The organism is Actinoplanes sp. ATCC 53533 (assembly GCF_003947245.1).
In genome coordinates this window covers 1-16872 of record NZ_QHHV01000116.1, presented here as the reverse complement: position 1 = coordinate 16872, position 16872 = coordinate 1, and the positions used below count along the sequence as shown (strand labels likewise).

Sequence of the window (16872 nt, the reverse complement as noted above, 5' to 3'; positions counted from 1 at the left end):
GGGATAAGACTACTGGCGCCGCCACCGTGGATCAAGTAGCCCTCAATCTCGACATTCCAGTCCTTGCAAATTTGGAAACGGCGGAACTCCTAAAGCTGCGCGAGTCGGAGTATGAACACTTCGAGCGGTTCCGCAAGACCCTCGTCGAGGCCATTGCAGAGGCGATCGAGAAAGCGACGACCGAGGATCCAGAGAAGATTGCCCGATCGGTATGGCGCGATACGATCGAGCCAGAGGTGGCCGATATACAAAGCAAGATCTCTGCCTCGAAAAGGTCGCTCTCGTTCAAGCTCGCTGCTGGTATCGCGGTCGGATCTGCAACGACCGCGTTTGGCGCTCTGGCGGCCATGCCCTTTGTGATCACTGCAGGAATAGCGGCAGCGGCCACGCCTTTACTCCAGGCATATAAGTACTTTGATGACCGGCAAGCGGTTGAGCTTTCTCAGATGTATTTTCTTTGGAAGGCAAGCAAGCACGGTCACGGCTGATATGGCGCTAACACAGGCGTACGACCCTAGGACGGTCGACGGCACGACGTAGGTACCGCGCCGCGCTCCCGCAGCAACATGGCAGGGGCGTGTGACCCGTCCCTACATGACACAGACGACCGCCGTCGCGTCATCCCGATGCTTGTACCTCGGCCAAGTCTCGCCATGAGGGTCTTGATCCTCTAGCGCTCTCGTCCTGGCGATCAGCTCCGCTGGCCCTTCTTGGTAGGCCAGCGTCAGCAGCGCCGGCCAGTCCATTGCGTGGAAATCGGTGACCAGAAGGGCTGCGCCGTCGGAAAGTAGGACAGCTCCGCGAATGTCAGTCATGGAACCGGTTTTTGCGTACTGCGCGGCGGCTGGGTCAACTTGGGCGACCCAATAGCCTCCGGGCTTGTTGCGAATCTTCTGTTGCTCCTGAATGAGCGCGGTCAGAGCGCTCTTGTCATCTTTTCCTGCCGCTGTGATCGCTGCCGCCGCCGCATGGGACGCGAAAGAATCGACCGCCTTGTCCTGCATAATGACTGGGCTATCCGATTCTCGGTCAAGCACGATCACCGAATCGGATAGGATGAGAAACTCCGTAGACCTTCCGAGGTGGCGGATCATCGCCACGGTTGAACAGGGCGACCCCGGGTGCTTGAGATCGCATGATCCCTTGTGTAGGTCCGCCACCTCGCGGATCGCGGACGCCAGGACCATTGGCAATGGCAAGACCATTGCCTCATCAGCTAGACCGACGAGCCTGGAGCCGAGCTGACGCACGTACCAGGGCGTCCCATGGACGCAGCCCGTCTCTGGCGCCTCGGAGAGGCCATCCAGGACTACGGCAACATGATTCGTAGCCCCCGACCAGTCTTCGTTGCGGCCGTCTGGCCTGCCTGACTCACTTGCGACGCGAACGCGCACCGGGCCTCCCTACGTGATGAATGGGCGTCAGCAACTCGGCATTCTGAACCTGCCCGGTCGTCGAGTCCCATTGGCATTTCACGAGGCAAGACCAACGGCCGGCTTTGGCATCACGGTAGAGATCGGATAGCTCTTTTTCAAGGAACATCGCCGCCCCCTGGCCGCCTGGTGCGTGAATTCCTGCCATGTATAGCCAGAAGCCGCGTCCATCCGGTCGCGGTAGGCGACCAAGGTAGGCGTAGTCGCCTGGTTTTCCCGAATCCTCGGGTGATCGGTATTGCTCACCCGAGGACTTGTCCATCAGGTACCAGCCCTGATCATCTTTCCCGAATCCATATCGTTCATCGGCCGCAAGCATCTGCGCAATCAGCGGCGAGCGCCGGGGGCCACATACAACGACTAGTCCCTCCCGGTTCAAATCTATGAGACCAGGCGAAACAATGTACTCGGTCTCATTTACTTCAAGGCCCACCTTTCGGGCGGTACGCGTCAGAATCTCGATCGCTGCGGTGTGTTCCTGATGAACCACCGGGCGTCCGGATTCCTCCTGCTTGGTGTCGACGGCGATGGTGATGGTCGACCCTTCCGAGAAGATGATTCGCTCGGGTGTGCGCTTTGTCGTGCTCAGCTGGGAAAGTCGGGCGCGGCTGACTCCCGCCTGGTCCGCGATGTCCGAGAGGGTCATGCCCTGGCTGCGGAGGTAGTCGACGGCATCGCGACGAATCCTGCCGAGGTCGGCGATCGCTTCCTGGTAGCCCGCCAGGGCCTCTGTGGCAAGCCTGACGCGATCGAGTGGGTCTGTGGCGGCCCTAACCGCCTCTAGCTCCTGCACGGCATCTCTCCTCCGGACGACTCGTCCAGTGTAGTTAGGGGGGTTACGGAAGTTCTACCCGCCCCCTTGACGAACCTTCGATGGTGGCCTTACGGTCATGGCGTAAGGGGGGTTACGCAGCACTCAGGCTCCCCCTAACGAGACATCTCCATAGAGGCAGTGTTGACCGAACTGCACAACAACCGGTTGAGGTGCTCTACCTGTTCCGCTGGGAAGCGATCGGCAGGCGGCGCCAGCAGTAAGCGACAGGTCTAGGCCCCGCTCAGCGGCCAGCAGAACACTGGCTGCCCCATAGCCGTCGACATCGGCGGTGGGCATGCGATGAGGCGGCCGTCGCGCATCCCGCGACGTACTGCGGATGGTGGGCGACGACGTGAGCACGCGGTGGCGGACAAGTAGACCTAGCTCGATTCCAGCGGCCCCGAGGGCCGAGATTTGACGCGTTCCGGGCGGGCCAGCCCTGAGGTGGGCTGGTCCGCCGGGCGTTCTGCACACCACATTCCCTAGTTTTCCGATCGACTGCAGGGAGATGCATGTCATGGCTTCCCTCGCTTCGTCCGTACGCATTACCGCACGTCAGAGCGCCTGTTGGCGCAAGTGCCAGGGCTGTACCGACCTGGCGCCGCTGGCGCCGGACGAGACCCACTGCCAGGGCTGCCGCGCCGGGCGCCGTCGGGTGAGCACCCGCCGGCTGCCGCAGGCCGCCTGACCTTTCCGGAAGGACAACCGCTGACCATGGACGACTTCGACACCGATGAGCCGACCGCCGCCGACCTGGCGGCGATCGAGATCGAGGAACCGCTGATCAACGCTGAGTTGGAGTGGCTGACCGCTGAGATCACCCTGTTGGACGCGGCCGAGCGCGGCCGGGTCAACGAGATGGACGCCCGGCGCGTACGCCGCGCCGAGCACGCGGTGATCCGCGAGACGTTCGCGCTGGTGGCCCGGCTGACCCGGTCGCCGAGCCCGAGTCGCGCGGCCTGATGGCTCGTATCCGGGCCGCGTTCCACGACCCGGACGGCGCCCGGTACGGCATCCCCACCTACTGGTGGCGGGGTGCCCCGGCCGGTTACGCCACCCGCCGTCAACTGCGGGAACGCGGTCTCTGCCCCGGCCGCCAACCGATCGCCGCTCAGATCCTGTGGACCGGCGTGGGCGGCACCCGCGCCGCCTACCTGTACCGGCTCGACCTGGCCCGGCCGAAGCGCACCGCAACGCCGGCCGTACGAGCGGCGCTCGCCAAGGCGATGCGCGCTCGCCGCACCTGCTCGACCTGCCGCACCGTGCGGCCCTACTGCATCCCGCGCTCGCTCGGCTGCTGCATCGAGTGCGCGTGACCTGCCCTTATCCCTGCTCTGAGAGGAACAGCCGATGACCGCCACGACCACACAGAGCGCCTACCCGCGCACCGTCGATGAGCTGATCCCGCACGCCCGCGACCTGGCTGACCAGTTCGGCCAGATCCCGAGCCGCAACACCCTGATGAAGACCTTCAAGATCGGCGGCCCAAAGGCGAAAGAGCTGATCGCCGCGCTCACCCCCGCCCCGGCCGCGCCGACCGCCCCTGAGCCGGTCGAGCCCGAGCCGGTCGAGCCGGTCGCCGAGCCCGCGGTGACCCCGCCGGCGCTACCGCCGATCGACCCGACCGACGAGACGCCGGGGGTCGGCATCGTCCGGCCGCCCACCGCCCCGGTCGAGTCGCCGGCGGCCGAGCCGGTCGCCGAGCCCGCGCCGAAGCGTCGCCGACCGATCGTCTGGCCCGTACTGATCCTGTGCCTGCCCGCGTTCGTCGCGATCTGGGGCGGCTGGGTCGAGATGGGACGGCTGACCGGCTTCGGCATGGTCACGCTGCTACCCGGCATCTCCGACTTCCAGATCAACACGGCGATCACGCTGCCCATCGGCGTCGAGACCTACGCCGCGTACGCCCTGTACGTGTGGCTGTCCGGCATGGTCGCCGGCGCGGCGCTGCGGTTCGCCAAGTGGTCGGCGCTGGCGTCGCTGGCGCTCGGTGCGCTCGGCCAGGTCGCCTACCACCTGATGGCCGCCGCCGGTTGGACGTCGGCCCCGTGGCCGATCACCGCCGCCGTCTCGTGCATCCCGGTCGCCGTGCTCGGCATGGGCGCCGGGCTCGCACACCTGATGCACCGCTCGCACTGACTTCGCCCGGCGGCACGGCATCTGGCCTGGTAACCGCGCCGTGCCGCCGGTCCTCTCCGTCAGCCACAAGGACCTTTGGGAGGTCACCAGTATGGCAAGCAACCTCTTCGGACCGGGTAACCGCGCCGAGCGCAGCGCCGAGGACATCAGGGCCGCGCAAGACGCGGCCCGAGCCGCCGACGAGCAGCGCCAGCGCGCTGCCGCCGCTGCCGGTCGCGACCGCCGCTCGATCGGCACCAAACGATGACCGCCGCCACGTTCGCCGCCGTGTTCGTCGCCCTGTTCGTCGCTCACCAAGTCGCTGATCACTGGGTCCAGACCGACCATCAAGCACTGCACAAGGGTGACCCCGGCCGCGCCGGCCGTCTCACCTGCGCCGCGCACGTCGCCACCTACACCGCGACCGCGTTGCTGGCCGTGCTCGCCCTGCCGCTGTTCCTCGGCCTGCCACTGAACCCGGCCGGCGTCGCCGCCGGACTGGCCGTCTCCGCCGTCACGCACTACATCGCCGATCGGCGTACCCCGCTGGCCGCCCTCGCCGCACTGGTGCGCCTGGACGCCTTCTACGCCCTCGGTAAGCCGCGTCCGGGCCGAGACGACAACCCGTGCATCGGCACCGGTGCCTACGCCCTGGACCAGTCCTTGCACTACCTGTTCCTGTTCGCCGCCGCCCTCGTGATCGCCGCCTGAACCGGAGGATCGATGACCATCACCTACACCCACCCCGACGTGATCGCTGCCGCTGCGGCCGGCGCGTCGTGGGCCGACCCCGAGACCGACCCCACCCGCATCGACTGGCCCGCCCTGCAGGCCGCCGCCGCGATCCCGTTCGAGGTCATCGACGGCCGCCCGGTCAACCCGTGCCAGAGCACCGGCATCCGCTACGGCCGCAACGAGCTGGGCCATTGGGGCGAGGCTCTGGCCGCTGACGCCCTGGTGACCGCGACCGACCGGGACGGATATCGCTGGATCGTCATGGTGGAACGCGGTGACGGTCACGGCTGGGCATTGCCCGGCGGGCACGTCGATCCCGGTGAAGCCCTGGCCGCCGCCGCCGCGCGGGAGTTGGCAGAGGAAACCACCCTCACCCTGGACTCCGACACGCGGTGGCGAGTCGAGCCGCCGCGCTACGTGCCGGACCCCCGCGCCAGCGATGAGGCGTGGATGGTCACCGTCCTGGCCCGGACCGACCTCGGCCGCGTCGACTTCCTCTGGCAACTCCCCGCCGTGTTCGGCCGTGACGACGCGGACCGCGCCGAGTGGGTGTTGGCGGACGACTACGACACCTTGACCCGCTACCTCGCCCGCGCCTACGGCGGGCACGTCTTCCCGGCCCACCGGGCGATGCTCGCCGAGGCGCTCCACACAAATCCCCTGCTTGACCCCGTCGCAAGCCCAGGCACGACCGACGGAACGGAGGCCCGTCCGTGAGCGACAACCCGACGCCCAACCCCGACGGATTCGACTGGAACGCCGCCGAGCACGACGTGGCGGACCTGCCCGACGCCGACGTGGTGGACCTGGACACGGCCCGCGCCCGCAAGGCCGGGTCCGGTGACACGCACTACGCGGTGGCCCTGGACGACGAGCCGACCCCCGGCGGCGCGCTGGTAGACCCGCCCATCGTCAAGGCCGACGGCCGGATCCCGATCGTGCCGGTCGGCTGGAACACCTGGCCCAACATCAAGCACAGCGCGAAGCAGGCCGCCGCGCTGGCCGCGTACCGGTGCGGCTTCCACGCGCTGCGCTCACCCTGGTACGCGCTGCTCGCCTCGTTCTGGTCGGTCGTCGGGCTGTTCCGGCTGCTCGGCCGCCAGATTAAGTGGTGGTGGGTGACCGAGCAGTACGGGCTGCGGCAGGCCGCCGCCGACGCCAACGACCCGGCGATGTGGCTCAAGCTGCACCGCGAGGTCAAGGCCACCCGCATGTGGCGCGGCATCGTCCTGCTGGCCGGGCTGCTCACCGTGGTGATCGGCGGACCGGTGCTGTACGCGACCGCGCCGACGTGGGCGCTGCTGCTGACCGGGACGGCCGTGGTGGCGTTCCTGGCGCACATCGGCCGCCCGCAGGACCGGCCGATCATCACCCCGGCCACCGTCGCCGGCCGCTTCCGCCGCATCGACCCGGACATCATCCTGCGGGCGTACTACGCCGCCGGGCTCGGCCACCCGGACAAGCCACGTCAGCAGGTCACGTTCGGTGGGACCATGGCCCGTGACGCCGCCAACACCGGTTCACAGGTCACCATCGACGTGCCGTACGGCAAGACGTTCGACGACGTCATCAAGGCCAAAGGCGCGATCGCGTCCGGCCTGGACGTGTCCATCAATCAGGTGTACATCACCCGCGATCCCAGCTCGCACCGTCGGCACGTGCTGTTCGTCGCCGACCGCGACCCCCTGGCCATCCCGGCCGGGCGCACACCGCTGCTGGACTGCAAGCCCCGCGACATCTGGCAGCCCGCCCCGTTCGGCAAGGATGAGCGGGACCGCAACGTCGGCCTGCTGATGATGTGGATCAGCGTTCTCGTCGGCGCGCAGCCGCGTAAGGGCAAGACGTTCGCGACCCGGCTGCTGGCCCTGTACGCGGCGCTCGACCCGTACACGGTGCTGCTGCTGGCCGACGGGAAGATGTCGGCCGACTGGGACAAGTTCCGGCTGATCGCACACCGGTTCGTGTGCGGTGTGGTCCCGAACAGCCGCGACAACGACCCGATCGAGCACCTGTTGGAGATGCTGCGGGAGGTCAAGAAGCACATCGAGGAGGTCAACGACTTCCTCGCCTCACTGCCCACCTCGGAGTGCCCCGAGGGCAAGCTCACCCGTGAGCTGTCGCGCAAGTACCCGCTGCTGCGGGTGTGGGTGCTGGTCATGGAGGAGTTTCAGACCTACTTCGAGACCGACGATCAGGACATCAACAAGGAGATCGCCGGGCTGCTGTCGTTCATCATGGCCGTCGGCCCGTCGGCCGGAGTGATCATCTTCTCCAGCTCGCAGAAGCCGTCCGGGGTCGGTGCCGGGGACGTGGGCCGGCTGTTCAACCGCTACCGCGACAACCACGGCGTGCGGTTCGCGCTGCGCTGCGGCAACCGGATCGTCAGTGAGGCGGTCCTCGGCGGTGACGCCTACGCCGAGGGCTTCGACGCATCCGCACTGCCCAACGGCAAGCAGTACGCCGGTGTGGGCATCCTCTACGGCCACAGCGACGACACCGCCACGGTGCGGACCTACCTGGCCGACCACACCGACGCCGAGCGGATCCTCACCGCCGCCCGCAAGCACCGTGAGGCCGCCGGGACGCTCACCGGCGACGCCGCCGGCGAGAAGGTCGCCCGGGAGCTGCGCGACAGCCTCGCCGACGTCCGCTCGGTGTTCCTGCCCGGCGAGAACGGCCTGCACTGGGCCACCGTCGCCGAGAGGCTCGCCGACCGGCTGCCCGAGCACTACGCCGACGCGACCGCCGACGCCGTCTCGGCACTGCTCCGCGAGCATGTACCGAGCGTGAGCGTCAAGGTCAAAGGCACCGTCTCGCGCGGCTGCCGGGTGGCCGACATCGACACCGCGATCGGTCGCCGCAAGGCCGCCTGATCGGTAGCGGATCTTCCGCTACCGGTAGCGCGACCGCTACCCCTACCCGCTACCGGCCTGGTCAGCGCATACACCGGCCGGTAGCGGGTAGCGGCGGCATCCCTCCCACCAGCGAAAACCGCTCTGGAGGCACTTTCATGTCCTTCCTCGCCGCTACCGCTACCCCGACGGACGACGCTTCCGGTGTCCTGATCGGACTGCTTTTCATCACCCTCCTGCTGGTCACGCTGGGTTACGCGCTCGGCTGCTGGCTCTGGCCGTTCGGCGCATGCCGCAAGTGCCACGGCAGCGGCAAGCGCCGCTCACCGTTCGGCCGCGCGTTCGGCCTGTGTCGCCGCTGCGGCGGCGACGGCCGGCGACTGCGCATCGGCCGCCGCGTGATCAACGCACTCCGCGAAGTCCACTCCAAGGCCGACCGCTGACCGCACACCGGAAGGACCGAATCGTGAGCCTGCTCGACCGCATCGCCGACCGCATCCACGCCAAGCACGACGCCGCCGCCGAGGCCCAAGGGCTTCGCGTGCAGCGTCTCCCCGGCGGCCACCGCCGCGTCTCCCACCCTGGCCTGCCCACCGCGCTGGAGGCCCGCCGCCGCCACGCCCTCACCCACGGCCTGGACCACGCCGACCGTGCCCTCATGGACCCCGCCACCCGCGCCGCCCTCAACGCCACCCGCACGGCGATGACCAACCCCAACACGGACCGGCTACGCCGGGCTGCCTGATGAACCACGCCGCCGCCGCGTGCGGGCACTGGATCGGTGGCGAGGCGCGCATCTGCCTCGCCACCGACCGGGTGCGCCGGTATCTGACCGGGCCGCGCTGCCCCGCGCACACCCCGGCCGCGCTGGTGGGGCGGCCCGAACCGCCGTCCGTCTCCATCACCCAGGAGCAACCCATGCCGAATCCCGGCCCGATGCTGGCCGCCGCGCTCGCGCTCGCCGCCGAGGGCTACCCCGTGTTCTGGCTCGGCCGGTCCAAGCGGCCGGTCGCCAACTGCACCCAGTGCCCGAAGGACGGCGAGCGTCGCCGCACCCATGACCCGGAAGCCTGCGATCACCTGACCTGTCACGGCTTCTACGCCGCCACCCGCGACCCGGACCGGATCACCACTATGCACGCTCGGGTACCTGGTGGCCTGCTCGCGATCCGGACCGGCCGCGTGTGCGACCTGGCCGTGGTCGACATCGACCCGCGTAACGGCGGCGACATCGACCGCGACTTGATGCCGCCCACCCGCGCGGTCCGGACCGGCGATGGCGGCTGGCATCTGTACTATCGACACCCCGGCGACACGCTCGCCGCGAAGCTCCGCGATCACCCCGGCATCGACATCAAGGCTGACGGCGGCTACGTCGTCGCGCCGCCGTCGATCCATCCGAGCACCGGACAGCCGTACCGGCGCATCGGGGACCGGGCCGTAGTCGAGATGCCCCGCGCGCTGGTCGAGCTGTCCCGCCCGGTCGAGCCCGCGACGGCCGCGACGCCCGTCGGCACCGTCACCCCACTTCACCGGGGGGAGGGCATCTCGGACCCTGCCGCCCTGCTCGCCGCCAACCTGCAAGCGGTCGCCGCCGCCCCCGAGGGCACCCGCCGCAACACCCTCTACGGCGCGGCGCGCGGCGTGGCCCGGATGGTCGCCGCCGGGGCGGTCAACCCGGACGACGCGCACGCCGCGCTCTACCAAGCCGGTCGGGCGGCCGGGCAGAGCGACCGCGACACCCGCGCCGCGATCACCGGTGGCTTCCGGGCCGAATCCGTTGCGCTGCAAGGGATCGCGGCGTGACCGGCGACCCGCTCAACGTGCTCGAACTGTTCGCCGGGATCACCCGACGGCTGGCCACCCGCAAGAACGGCATGAACATCCCGGACCTGATCGGTGGCCGACCGAACCCGCAGTGGATCGAGTGGCTTATGGGCTTCCCGACCGGGTGGACCGACTTGGCGCACTCGGCAACGCCGTCCTGCACGCCGTCGCCCAGCACGTCGGCCGCATCGTCACCGCCCACCACCATCCCTGACCGCTCGCCGGTCGGAGAGGAACCCATCATGACCAAACCCCACCGGGTGATCGAGGGACCGGCGATCCTCGACCGCCTGCACGACGTGCTCACCAAATACGTCGTGCTCCCGTCGCCGGAAGCGCTCGACGCCGTCGTGTTGTGGATCGCCGCCACCCACGCACAGCAGGCATGGGCACACGCGCCCCGGCTGGTGATCCGCGCACCCGAGAAACGCTGCGGCAAGTCCCGCCTGCTCGACGTGGTCGAGGGCACCTGCTGCAACCCGCTGATCACCGTCAACGCGTCCACGGCAGCGGTATACCGGTCGATCGGCTCCGACGACCCGCCGACCCTGCTGGTCGACGAAGCCGACACGATCTTCGGGGGCAAGGCGGCCGAGACCAACGAAGAGTTGCGCGGCCTGCTCAACGCCGGTCACCAGCGCAACCGGCCCACGATCCGGTGGGACAACGCCCGCAACCGGGTCGAGAAGATCGCCACATTCGCCATGGCCGCGCTCGCCGGAATCGGCCAGATGCCCGACACCATCGAGGACCGGGCCGTGGTTGTCCGGATGCGCCGCCGCGCGCCCGGCGAGACGGTCGCGCCGTACCGGCACCGCCGCGACGGCCCCGCGCTGCGGCAACTCGCCAACGACCTCAGCGTGTGGCTACGCGCGAGCCTGCCCAAGCTCGAACAGGCCGAGCCGGTCATGCCTCTGGAGGACCGGGCGGCCGACACGTGGGAACCGCTGATCGCCGTCGCCGACCTGGCCGGCGGCGACTGGCCCGACCGGGGACGGCACGCCGCCGAGTCGCTGACCGCCGAACGGGACAGCAACACCGTCGCCTCCGACCGCATCCGACTCCTGACCGACTGCCGCGCCGCGTTCGGCGCCGCAGAGGCGATCCCGACCAGCATGCTGCTCGACCGACTCAAGACCGACCCGGAAGCGCCATGGTCGGAATACGGCGGGACCGGCCTGACCCCGATGCGGCTCGGCACACTGCTGCGCGAGTACGACATCCGGCCCGACACGATCCGCTTCCCTCAGCCGGTCGGCCAGGCCAAGGGCTACCGCCGCGCCGTGTTCGGCGACGCCTGGCAGCGCTACTGCCCCGAACCGGAGGCAGAGCCGTACCAGCCGTACCAGCCGTACCACAGCAGCTCAGAGGCGGTACGGCTTGATAACGTGGTACGGCTCCAGCCGTACCAAGCCACCCTCGACGAGATGCCCCCGCCCCCGGCGGCCGATGCCACTGGTACGGCTTGAGCCGTACCGCCCCGACAAGCCGTACCGCCGCTGACCTGCACTGGTACGGCTGGTACGGCTGGTACGGCTTGACCGCCCCCAACCGGCCGAGCGACTGAATCGGCCGTCGGTGCGGCCCGCTGAGAGCCACGTAGAGACATCGGTGCATACCTTCGCCGGTCATGCCGAAATCTTGGCTCTACGGCGCTCTCGGCAGGCCGCTCGGGTCCCTTGTGTGTCACCGCTCACCGCATCCACGTCCTGACCCGCATCACGCCGGAACGGGCGGCAGAGACGCCATGAGCACCCTCGCCCGCCACCCCCTCAATGCCGACCACGGGGAGAACCGTCATGGCAACCGACGCCACTCCACTCGATGATGATCTCGTTATCCTCTTGCCCGCCCAGGTAGCCGAAATCTTCCGATGCTCCGAATGGTGGATCAAAGAACAGGCTCGCAAGGAAAGAATTCCGTACTGCAAAGCTGGCGGCAGCTACAAGTTCTCGCGTCAGCACGTGAAGGAAATCGCGCGAATCTTCAGCCATGACGCTGCAACCCCTGCCCCGGCCAACCCGGGGCGGCCGAGCAAGGTTCCGCGCAAGCCCCGTCGCACAACCGTTGCCCCGTCGTCGGAATCCGTACAGTTGGTCGCTCGTATTCCTCGCCGCGCTCAAGCCGCGCGACAGCAAGCCGCATAACCAACGGTGCCCCGCGCCGAGCGACGGCGCGGGGCATCTCGATTCGGAGGAAGGAGCGCTCATATGGGGTTTGCGGATGAAGTTCGGGGCCAGTATTGGCGTGGCCGCTTCAAGAACACTTCCGGCAAATACGAAACTGTACGTGACGAGTTTGGCCACATCGTACGTTTTCCCTCGCGCCGGGAAGCGAAGAAGGCCGCCGACGCGAAAGAGGTCGAGCTTGAGAAAAACCCGAAACGCATTTCGCTTGACCTCCGGATGAAATTCGGCGCGTACGTGAGTGGCTGGTACGCGCGGCAGGATCTCGGGCAATCCACGATGCAGAACTACCGACGCCACATCGAAAACCACCTCCTACCCGCTTTCGGCGAACTTGCCATGCGGGAGGAGTTGACCCCCGAAGAGGTGGATCTCTGGGAGAAACGCGAACGCGCAAACGGATACGCGGAATCCAGCATCAAGACGTGGCGCGGCACTCTGCACCTGATTCTCTCCGACGCGCAGACGGACGGATACCTCGATTTCAACCCGGCAACCAAACGTCGTGGCCGTGGTCGCCGAACCGGCAAGAAGCGCGGCAGGGGACCGGAGAAAGTATTCACTGACACCCTCGGCACGATTCTCATAGCCGAACGCGCCGCACTCCTGTCGGGCCGCGACGATGAATTCGTCGCAGTAGTGACCAAGAAGACGGTCGGCATGCGGTTCGGGGAACTCGTCGGATTGGAAACGAAATACGTGCGTCGCGGAAAAATTCGTATCGAGTGGCAGCTCTACGAACTTGATACAGGGGAACTTATCCGCATTCCTCCCAAGGACGATTCGCATCGATCGGCCGACTCGCCCGACTTCCTACAGGATCTGCTTGACGATCACATAGCGCGTGTCAAGCCCACGCCCTGTTCGTGTCACGGCTTCACGTACGTGTTCAGTGGCCACCGTTCCGCCAACAAGGCGGCGCATGCGCCGGGGGCGAAAATCGTTGATGTCGCGCGCTGCGCAGGGGTTTCTACGGGTACCGTCTCGAACGTCCTTAATCGGCCGGACACGGTGCCGGAGGGCACTCGGGCGAAGGTCACGGTCGCGATCGAGAAGCTTGGCTATGTGCGCGGTCAGGTCTCAACTGCGCTGGCCCCGCACTGGCGACGAAGCGGCTTCGCGACGTGGCTTTTCCACCCCGCAGCGACTGGGTGGTATCCGCAGATGAGTCCGCGACCGGCCCGGCCGGTTCCTATCGTTGGTGAGACATGGCCGGGTATTCCGGCGCGGGGACGCGGGGCGACCGCCCGCGCTGACGCCTGCTGGGTGCCGGTGGCACCGGGCCTCACGCCGCACGGCCTGCGGCACACACATAAGACTGAGATGCAGGAACTCGGCGTGCCGGAGAAGCTGCAAGACGACCGTATGGGGCACTCGGACGGTTCGGTGCAGAAGCGGTACACGCACATCACCGAGAAGATGCGTCAGCGGCTGCTCGCCGACCTGACGGAGAACTGGCTTGCCGCGCTACGCATCCGCAAGGCAATGTCCGCGCGGTCGCCGGTGCGGGCGCTCGACCGGCTCTTGCAGAAGCTCTGAACAGGCCCAGCGGAGAGGGCTCCCGGGCAAGATTCGCCACAAAAGTCGCCACAGGCGCCGCTGGATAGCAGTCAGGCCCGGCCTCCCTGTGCGGAAGACCGGGCCTGACCTGCACTTTCTCTGGTCGGGGTAGCCGGATTTGAACCGACGGCCTCTTCGTCCCGAACGAAGCGCGCTACCAAGCTGCGCCATACCCCGAGCGTGCTCAGCAATACTAGCCGACGCTTCGGCGGTCGCGAAATCGGTATCCCGGGTCGGTGAAACTGCTGGTCAGCGGGGGATCAGGGTCAGGATCGTGGCCTCCGGGCGGCAGGCGAACCGGATCGGTGCCGTCGGGTGGGTGCCTAGGCCGGCGGATACGTGCAGCCAGGATTCCGAGCCTGGCCAGCGGTGCAGGCCCTTGGCCATCGAGTGCGGGAGGTCGCAGTTGGTGGTCAGCGCGCCGTAGCCCGGTACGCAGACCTGGCCGCCGTGGGTGTGGCCCGCCAGCAGCAGGCCGAAGCCGTCTTCCGCCATCGCGTCCAGGACTCGGGAGGCCGGGGTGTGGGTTACGCCGATGTGCAGGTCGGCGCCGCCCGAGGTGGGGCCCGCCACCGACGGGTAGTCGTCGCGGTCGATGTGCGGGTCGTCGACGCCGACCAGTTCTACCGAGCGGCCGCCTGCCTTGACCACCGTGCGGGCATTGTTCACGTCTGCCCAGCCCGCGTCCACGAGTGCCGCCCGCAGGTCTTCGGCCGGCAGGTCCACGCCCTGGGTGTATTCGCGTTCCGGCAGCAGGTACTGCAGTGGGTTCTTCCAGGTCGGCCCGCGGTAGTCGTTCGAGCCGAAGACGAAGGCGCCGGGCAGGTGCAGCAGCGGGTCCAGGGCGCGCAGCACGCCGGGGAGCGCCAGCGGGGAGGCCATGTTGTCGCCGGTGACGACCACCAGGTCCGGGTCTGTGCCGATCAGGGCGGCCACCCAGGCCTGCTTGCGGCGCTGCTCCGGCATCATGTGCAGGTCCGAGATGTGCAGGATGCGCAGCGGCTCGGCGTCCGGCTCCAGCACCGGAATGTCGAAGCGGCGCAGCGTGAACAGGTTGCGCTCGATCAGCGAGGCATAGGCGAAGGCGGCACCGCCGGCGACTGTCACACCGGCGGCCAGGGCGATAAAGGGGCGCTTGCGCATGAGGGCCAGAGTAGTTTGACCGTCCATGGGAACGTTGAAAGACCGCCTGAACGATGACCTGCACGCCGCCATGAAGAGCCGGGACGAGCTGACCACCTCGACGCTGCGGATGGCGCTGACCGCCGTGCGCAATGCCGAGACCGCCGGGGACGCCGCCAAGGTGCTCAGCGACGACGAGGTGCTCACCGTGCTGACCAAGGAGGCGAAGAAGCGCCGGGAGGCGGCGACCGCCTTCGCCGGTGCCGGCCGGAGCGATCAGGCCGCGAAGGAGAACGCCGAGGGCGAGATCCTCGACCGCTACCTGCCGGCGCAGCTCACCGACGAGGAGATCGCGGGGCTGGTCGCGGAGGCACTGCGGGCGGGCGGTTTCACCGGCAAGGCGCAGATGGGGCCCGCCATGAAGGCGGCCCAGGCGGCGGTGGCCGGCCGGGCCGAGGGCGGCCGGGTGGCGGCAGCGGTACGCCAGCAGCTCGGCTGACCGGGCGGCTCGGCTGACCGAGGCCGGCTCGGCTGACGGAGCCGTCCAGAAACCGGGTGGGAACGCGGCGGGCGGGTCACCCGAAGGTGACCCGCCCGCCCGGGTTCAACGTCTACCCGGTGGTCTCGGCCTGGTGGGGTCGGCCGCCGTTTCGTCGGCCTTGCCCTTGCTGACCTCGATGCTGACGAAGCCGTTCTTGATGGTTCTGCCGCCCGGGTTGGTGCCGGCGGCGGTGCCCTTCGGGCAGTCCGAATCGACTTCCTGGCCGACCGAAGCGGTGAAGCCCGCACTCTCGACGCGGGCGATGGCGCCGGCGATGGTCGCGCACTTCACGTCCGGGATGGAGCGCTGCTCACCGATCGAGATCTTGGAGCTGTTGGGCCTCTTGAACCCGACCTTGGGTTTGCCCCGCAGGTAGTCGTCCATCGTGTTCCACACCGCGGGGTTCACGATGTCGTGCGACATCTGGTCCTTGTGGTTCTGGTAGTCCGGGTTGACCAGGTAGCCCGCCACGGCGAGCGAGCTGCTGCCGATGATCAGCGAGGCCGTCCGGCCGCTGTCGGTGGTGCCGGACTTGCCGTAGATCGGGTGTCCGATGATCCCGCGCGCCCGGCCCGCCGTACGGCTGCCGCCGCAGCTGCCGAGCTGCGCGTTGTCGCCCACCGGGCAGCGGGCCGCGTCGAGCGCCGCGCGGGCCACGTCCGAGGACGTGGCGCGGGTGCAGTGTGGCTTGCCAACGTCGATCTTCTCGTTGTTCTGCGAGACGATCTGCTGCACCGGGGTCGGCTCGCAGTACATCCCGTCGCCGGCGAGGGTCGCGTAGGCGTTCGCCATCTCCAGCGGGGTCGAGGACGAGACGCCGAGGGTGAACGCGCCCCACTGGTGGGCGGCATCCCTGGTGTTTCCGAGGTCCTTGTCCGTCTGGGTGCGGAACTGCACGCCGAAGCGCTTGGCGACGTCGACCACCTTCTCGGCGCCGACCCGCTCCTGCAGCGGCACGAAGAAGGTGTTGATCGACCGGCTGAAGCCCGTCCACATGTTGGTGACACCGCCGGCACCGCCGCCGGCGTTGCTCGGGCAGTAGTAGATGCCACAGGTCGACCGGCCCGGCGCGATGCGGTATTTGGAGATGTATTTGGCCGGCGCGTTGATGGAATATGCCAAGGGGTAGCCGTTCTCCAGCGCCGCCACCATGGTGAACATCTTGAACACCGAGCCGGCCTGGTAGCCGGTGATGTCGCCGCCGCCGGTGAGCAGCGGGTTGGTCGTGTTCGGATACGTGCCGCGAATCTTCTTCTTCGCCTTGCGCGGGTCCGAGGAGATCTTGTTCTGCGGTTTCGCGGGGTCATCCAGCTTGAACTTGCGGTTCGCGGCCAGGGCCCGGACCTTGCCGGTGCCCGGCTGAATCGCGGCGAGCAGCAGGGCGTTCTTGTTGTTCTGCGAGATCTCTTTGCCGATGTTGTCGCGGGCGGCCTGCTGGGCCTTGACGTCCATCGACGTCTGGACCCGGTAGCCGCCGCTCTTGAGCCGCCGCTCCCGGTCGTACGTGCTCGTGCCGAACTCCGGGCGGCTCAGCCACCAGCGGTAGAAGTAGTCGCAGAAGAAGCCCCAGTGGTTCTTCGCCACCGACACACAGCCGTTGCCCGGGCGCTTGACCGTCCTGCTGATCTTCGTCGCAATCGCCTTCTTCGCCTCCACCTCCGTGACGAAGCCGAGCTCCAGCATG

At 68.1% G+C, this 16872-nt stretch carries 19 protein-coding genes and 1 tRNA gene; 14 read left to right on the top strand and 6 right to left on the bottom strand.

Features of this window, described 5'->3' with window-relative positions; genetic code table 11:
* The coding region (locus tag DMB66_RS61580) for a hypothetical protein (protein ID WP_158647465.1) at positions 1–488 on the top strand (488 nt) is incomplete at its 5' end.
* Between the two features lie 102 nt (positions 489–590).
* Here the strand turns inward: DMB66_RS61580 and DMB66_RS33800 are convergent.
* On the bottom strand, positions 591–1043 hold the full coding sequence (locus tag DMB66_RS33800) for a hypothetical protein (RefSeq protein WP_233625037.1): 453 nt from the start codon (positions 1041–1043) through the stop codon (positions 591–593).
* A gap of 328 nt (positions 1044–1371) precedes the next feature.
* Positions 1372–2226, bottom strand: coding sequence for a sigma-70 family RNA polymerase sigma factor (locus tag DMB66_RS33795; protein ID WP_125808185.1), 855 nt, complete (start codon positions 2224–2226; stop codon positions 1372–1374).
* A gap of 735 nt (positions 2227–2961) precedes the next feature.
* Here DMB66_RS33795 and DMB66_RS33790 point away from each other — a divergent pair.
* The 11 genes from DMB66_RS33790 (at position 2962) to DMB66_RS33740 (ending at position 11248) form a co-directional block, all read left to right on the top strand.
* The gene (locus DMB66_RS33790) at positions 2962–3210 is read left to right on the top strand and encodes a DUF6284 family protein (RefSeq protein WP_125808184.1); all 249 of its coding nucleotides are present in this window, start codon (positions 2962–2964) and stop codon (positions 3208–3210) included.
* Complete coding sequence (locus DMB66_RS33785) at positions 3210–3563, top strand: RRQRL motif-containing zinc-binding protein (RefSeq protein WP_125808183.1); 354 nt, start codon at positions 3210–3212, stop codon at positions 3561–3563. Before DMB66_RS33790 ends, DMB66_RS33785 begins: the two co-directional genes overlap by 1 nt.
* A 34-nt stretch (positions 3564–3597) precedes the next feature.
* Complete coding sequence (locus DMB66_RS33780; RefSeq protein WP_125808182.1) at positions 3598–4386, top strand: ABC transporter permease; 789 nt, start codon at positions 3598–3600, stop codon at positions 4384–4386.
* A gap of 91 nt (positions 4387–4477) precedes the next feature.
* Entirely contained in the window at positions 4478–4633 is a 156-nt protein-coding gene (locus tag DMB66_RS61575; RefSeq protein WP_158647464.1) for a hypothetical protein, read from the top strand.
* Positions 4630–5076 (top strand): DUF3307 domain-containing protein, encoded by a 447-nt coding sequence (locus DMB66_RS33775; RefSeq protein WP_125808181.1) that lies wholly within the window; start codon positions 4630–4632, stop codon positions 5074–5076. Before DMB66_RS61575 ends, DMB66_RS33775 begins: the two co-directional genes overlap by 4 nt.
* A 12-nt stretch (positions 5077–5088) precedes the next feature.
* A complete protein-coding gene (locus DMB66_RS33770) occupies positions 5089–5817 on the top strand; it encodes an NUDIX domain-containing protein (RefSeq protein WP_125808180.1) in 729 nt (242 codons plus the stop codon).
* Positions 5814–7973, top strand: coding sequence for a cell division protein FtsK (locus tag DMB66_RS33765; RefSeq protein WP_125808179.1), 2160 nt, complete (start codon positions 5814–5816; stop codon positions 7971–7973). The genes DMB66_RS33770 and DMB66_RS33765 overlap by 4 nt, the downstream gene beginning before the upstream one ends.
* A 137-nt stretch (positions 7974–8110) precedes the next feature.
* Positions 8111–8395 (top strand): hypothetical protein, encoded by a 285-nt coding sequence (locus DMB66_RS33760; RefSeq protein ID WP_199752776.1) that lies wholly within the window; start codon positions 8111–8113, stop codon positions 8393–8395.
* 23 nt (positions 8396–8418) lie between these two features.
* Positions 8419–8697, top strand: coding sequence for a hypothetical protein (locus DMB66_RS33755; RefSeq protein ID WP_125808178.1), 279 nt, complete (start codon positions 8419–8421; stop codon positions 8695–8697).
* Positions 8698–8870: 173 nt separating this feature from the next.
* On the top strand, positions 8871–9758 hold the full coding sequence (locus DMB66_RS33750) for a bifunctional DNA primase/polymerase (RefSeq protein WP_125808187.1): 888 nt from the start codon (positions 8871–8873) through the stop codon (positions 9756–9758).
* A complete protein-coding gene (locus DMB66_RS33740; protein WP_233625036.1) occupies positions 9755–11248 on the top strand; it encodes a DUF3631 domain-containing protein in 1494 nt (497 codons plus the stop codon). The genes DMB66_RS33750 and DMB66_RS33740 overlap by 4 nt, the downstream gene beginning before the upstream one ends.
* A gap of 303 nt (positions 11249–11551) precedes the next feature.
* Here the strand turns inward: DMB66_RS33740 and DMB66_RS64290 are convergent, their stop codons facing one another.
* Entirely contained in the window at positions 11552–11773 is a 222-nt protein-coding gene (locus DMB66_RS64290; RefSeq protein WP_233625035.1) for a hypothetical protein, read from the bottom strand.
* 216 nt (positions 11774–11989) lie between these two features.
* On the opposite strand from DMB66_RS64290, the gene DMB66_RS33730 reads away from it, so the two are divergent.
* On the top strand, positions 11990–13504 hold the full coding sequence (locus tag DMB66_RS33730; RefSeq protein ID WP_125808175.1) for a LacI family DNA-binding transcriptional regulator: 1515 nt from the start codon (positions 11990–11992) through the stop codon (positions 13502–13504).
* Positions 13505–13625: 121 nt separating this feature from the next.
* Here DMB66_RS33730 and DMB66_RS33725 read toward each other — a convergent pair.
* Positions 13626–13702 (bottom strand) — tRNA-Pro (locus tag DMB66_RS33725).
* A gap of 72 nt (positions 13703–13774) precedes the next feature.
* A complete protein-coding gene (locus DMB66_RS33720) occupies positions 13775–14668 on the bottom strand; it encodes a metallophosphoesterase (RefSeq protein ID WP_125808174.1) in 894 nt (297 codons plus the stop codon).
* A gap of 25 nt (positions 14669–14693) precedes the next feature.
* On the opposite strand from DMB66_RS33720, the gene DMB66_RS33715 reads away from it, so the two are divergent.
* On the top strand, positions 14694–15146 hold the full coding sequence (locus tag DMB66_RS33715; RefSeq protein WP_125808173.1) for a GatB/YqeY domain-containing protein: 453 nt from the start codon (positions 14694–14696) through the stop codon (positions 15144–15146).
* Positions 15147–15251: 105 nt separating this feature from the next.
* On the opposite strand, the gene DMB66_RS33710 is transcribed toward DMB66_RS33715, so the two are convergent.
* Positions 15252–16872: penicillin-binding transpeptidase domain-containing protein (locus DMB66_RS33710; RefSeq protein ID WP_125808172.1), on the bottom strand; the 1621-nt coding region annotated here is incomplete at its 5' end.

Coding starts and splice junctions, on each gene's coding strand:
- DMB66_RS33775 (WP_125808181.1), top strand. CDS start 4,630: ATGACCGCCGCCACGTTCGCCGCCGTGTTCGTCGCCCTGTTCGTCGCT.
- DMB66_RS61575 (WP_158647464.1), top strand. CDS start 4,478: ATGGCAAGCAACCTCTTCGGACCGGGTAACCGCGCCGAGCGCAGCGCC.
- DMB66_RS33750 (WP_125808187.1), top strand. CDS start 8,871: ATGCCGAATCCCGGCCCGATGCTGGCCGCCGCGCTCGCGCTCGCCGCC.
- DMB66_RS33730 (WP_125808175.1), top strand. CDS start 11,990: ATGGGGTTTGCGGATGAAGTTCGGGGCCAGTATTGGCGTGGCCGCTTC.
- DMB66_RS33785 (WP_125808183.1), top strand. CDS start 3,210: ATGGCTCGTATCCGGGCCGCGTTCCACGACCCGGACGGCGCCCGGTAC.
- DMB66_RS33790 (WP_125808184.1), top strand. CDS start 2,962: ATGGACGACTTCGACACCGATGAGCCGACCGCCGCCGACCTGGCGGCG.
- DMB66_RS33780 (WP_125808182.1), top strand. CDS start 3,598: ATGACCGCCACGACCACACAGAGCGCCTACCCGCGCACCGTCGATGAG.
- DMB66_RS64290 (WP_233625035.1), bottom strand. CDS start 11,773: ATGGCTGAAGATTCGCGCGATTTCCTTCACGTGCTGACGCGAGAACTT.
- DMB66_RS33760 (WP_199752776.1), top strand. CDS start 8,111: ATGTCCTTCCTCGCCGCTACCGCTACCCCGACGGACGACGCTTCCGGT.
- DMB66_RS33715 (WP_125808173.1), top strand. CDS start 14,694: ATGGGAACGTTGAAAGACCGCCTGAACGATGACCTGCACGCCGCCATG.
- DMB66_RS33770 (WP_125808180.1), top strand. CDS start 5,089: ATGACCATCACCTACACCCACCCCGACGTGATCGCTGCCGCTGCGGCC.
- DMB66_RS33720 (WP_125808174.1), bottom strand. CDS start 14,668: ATGCGCAAGCGCCCCTTTATCGCCCTGGCCGCCGGTGTGACAGTCGCC.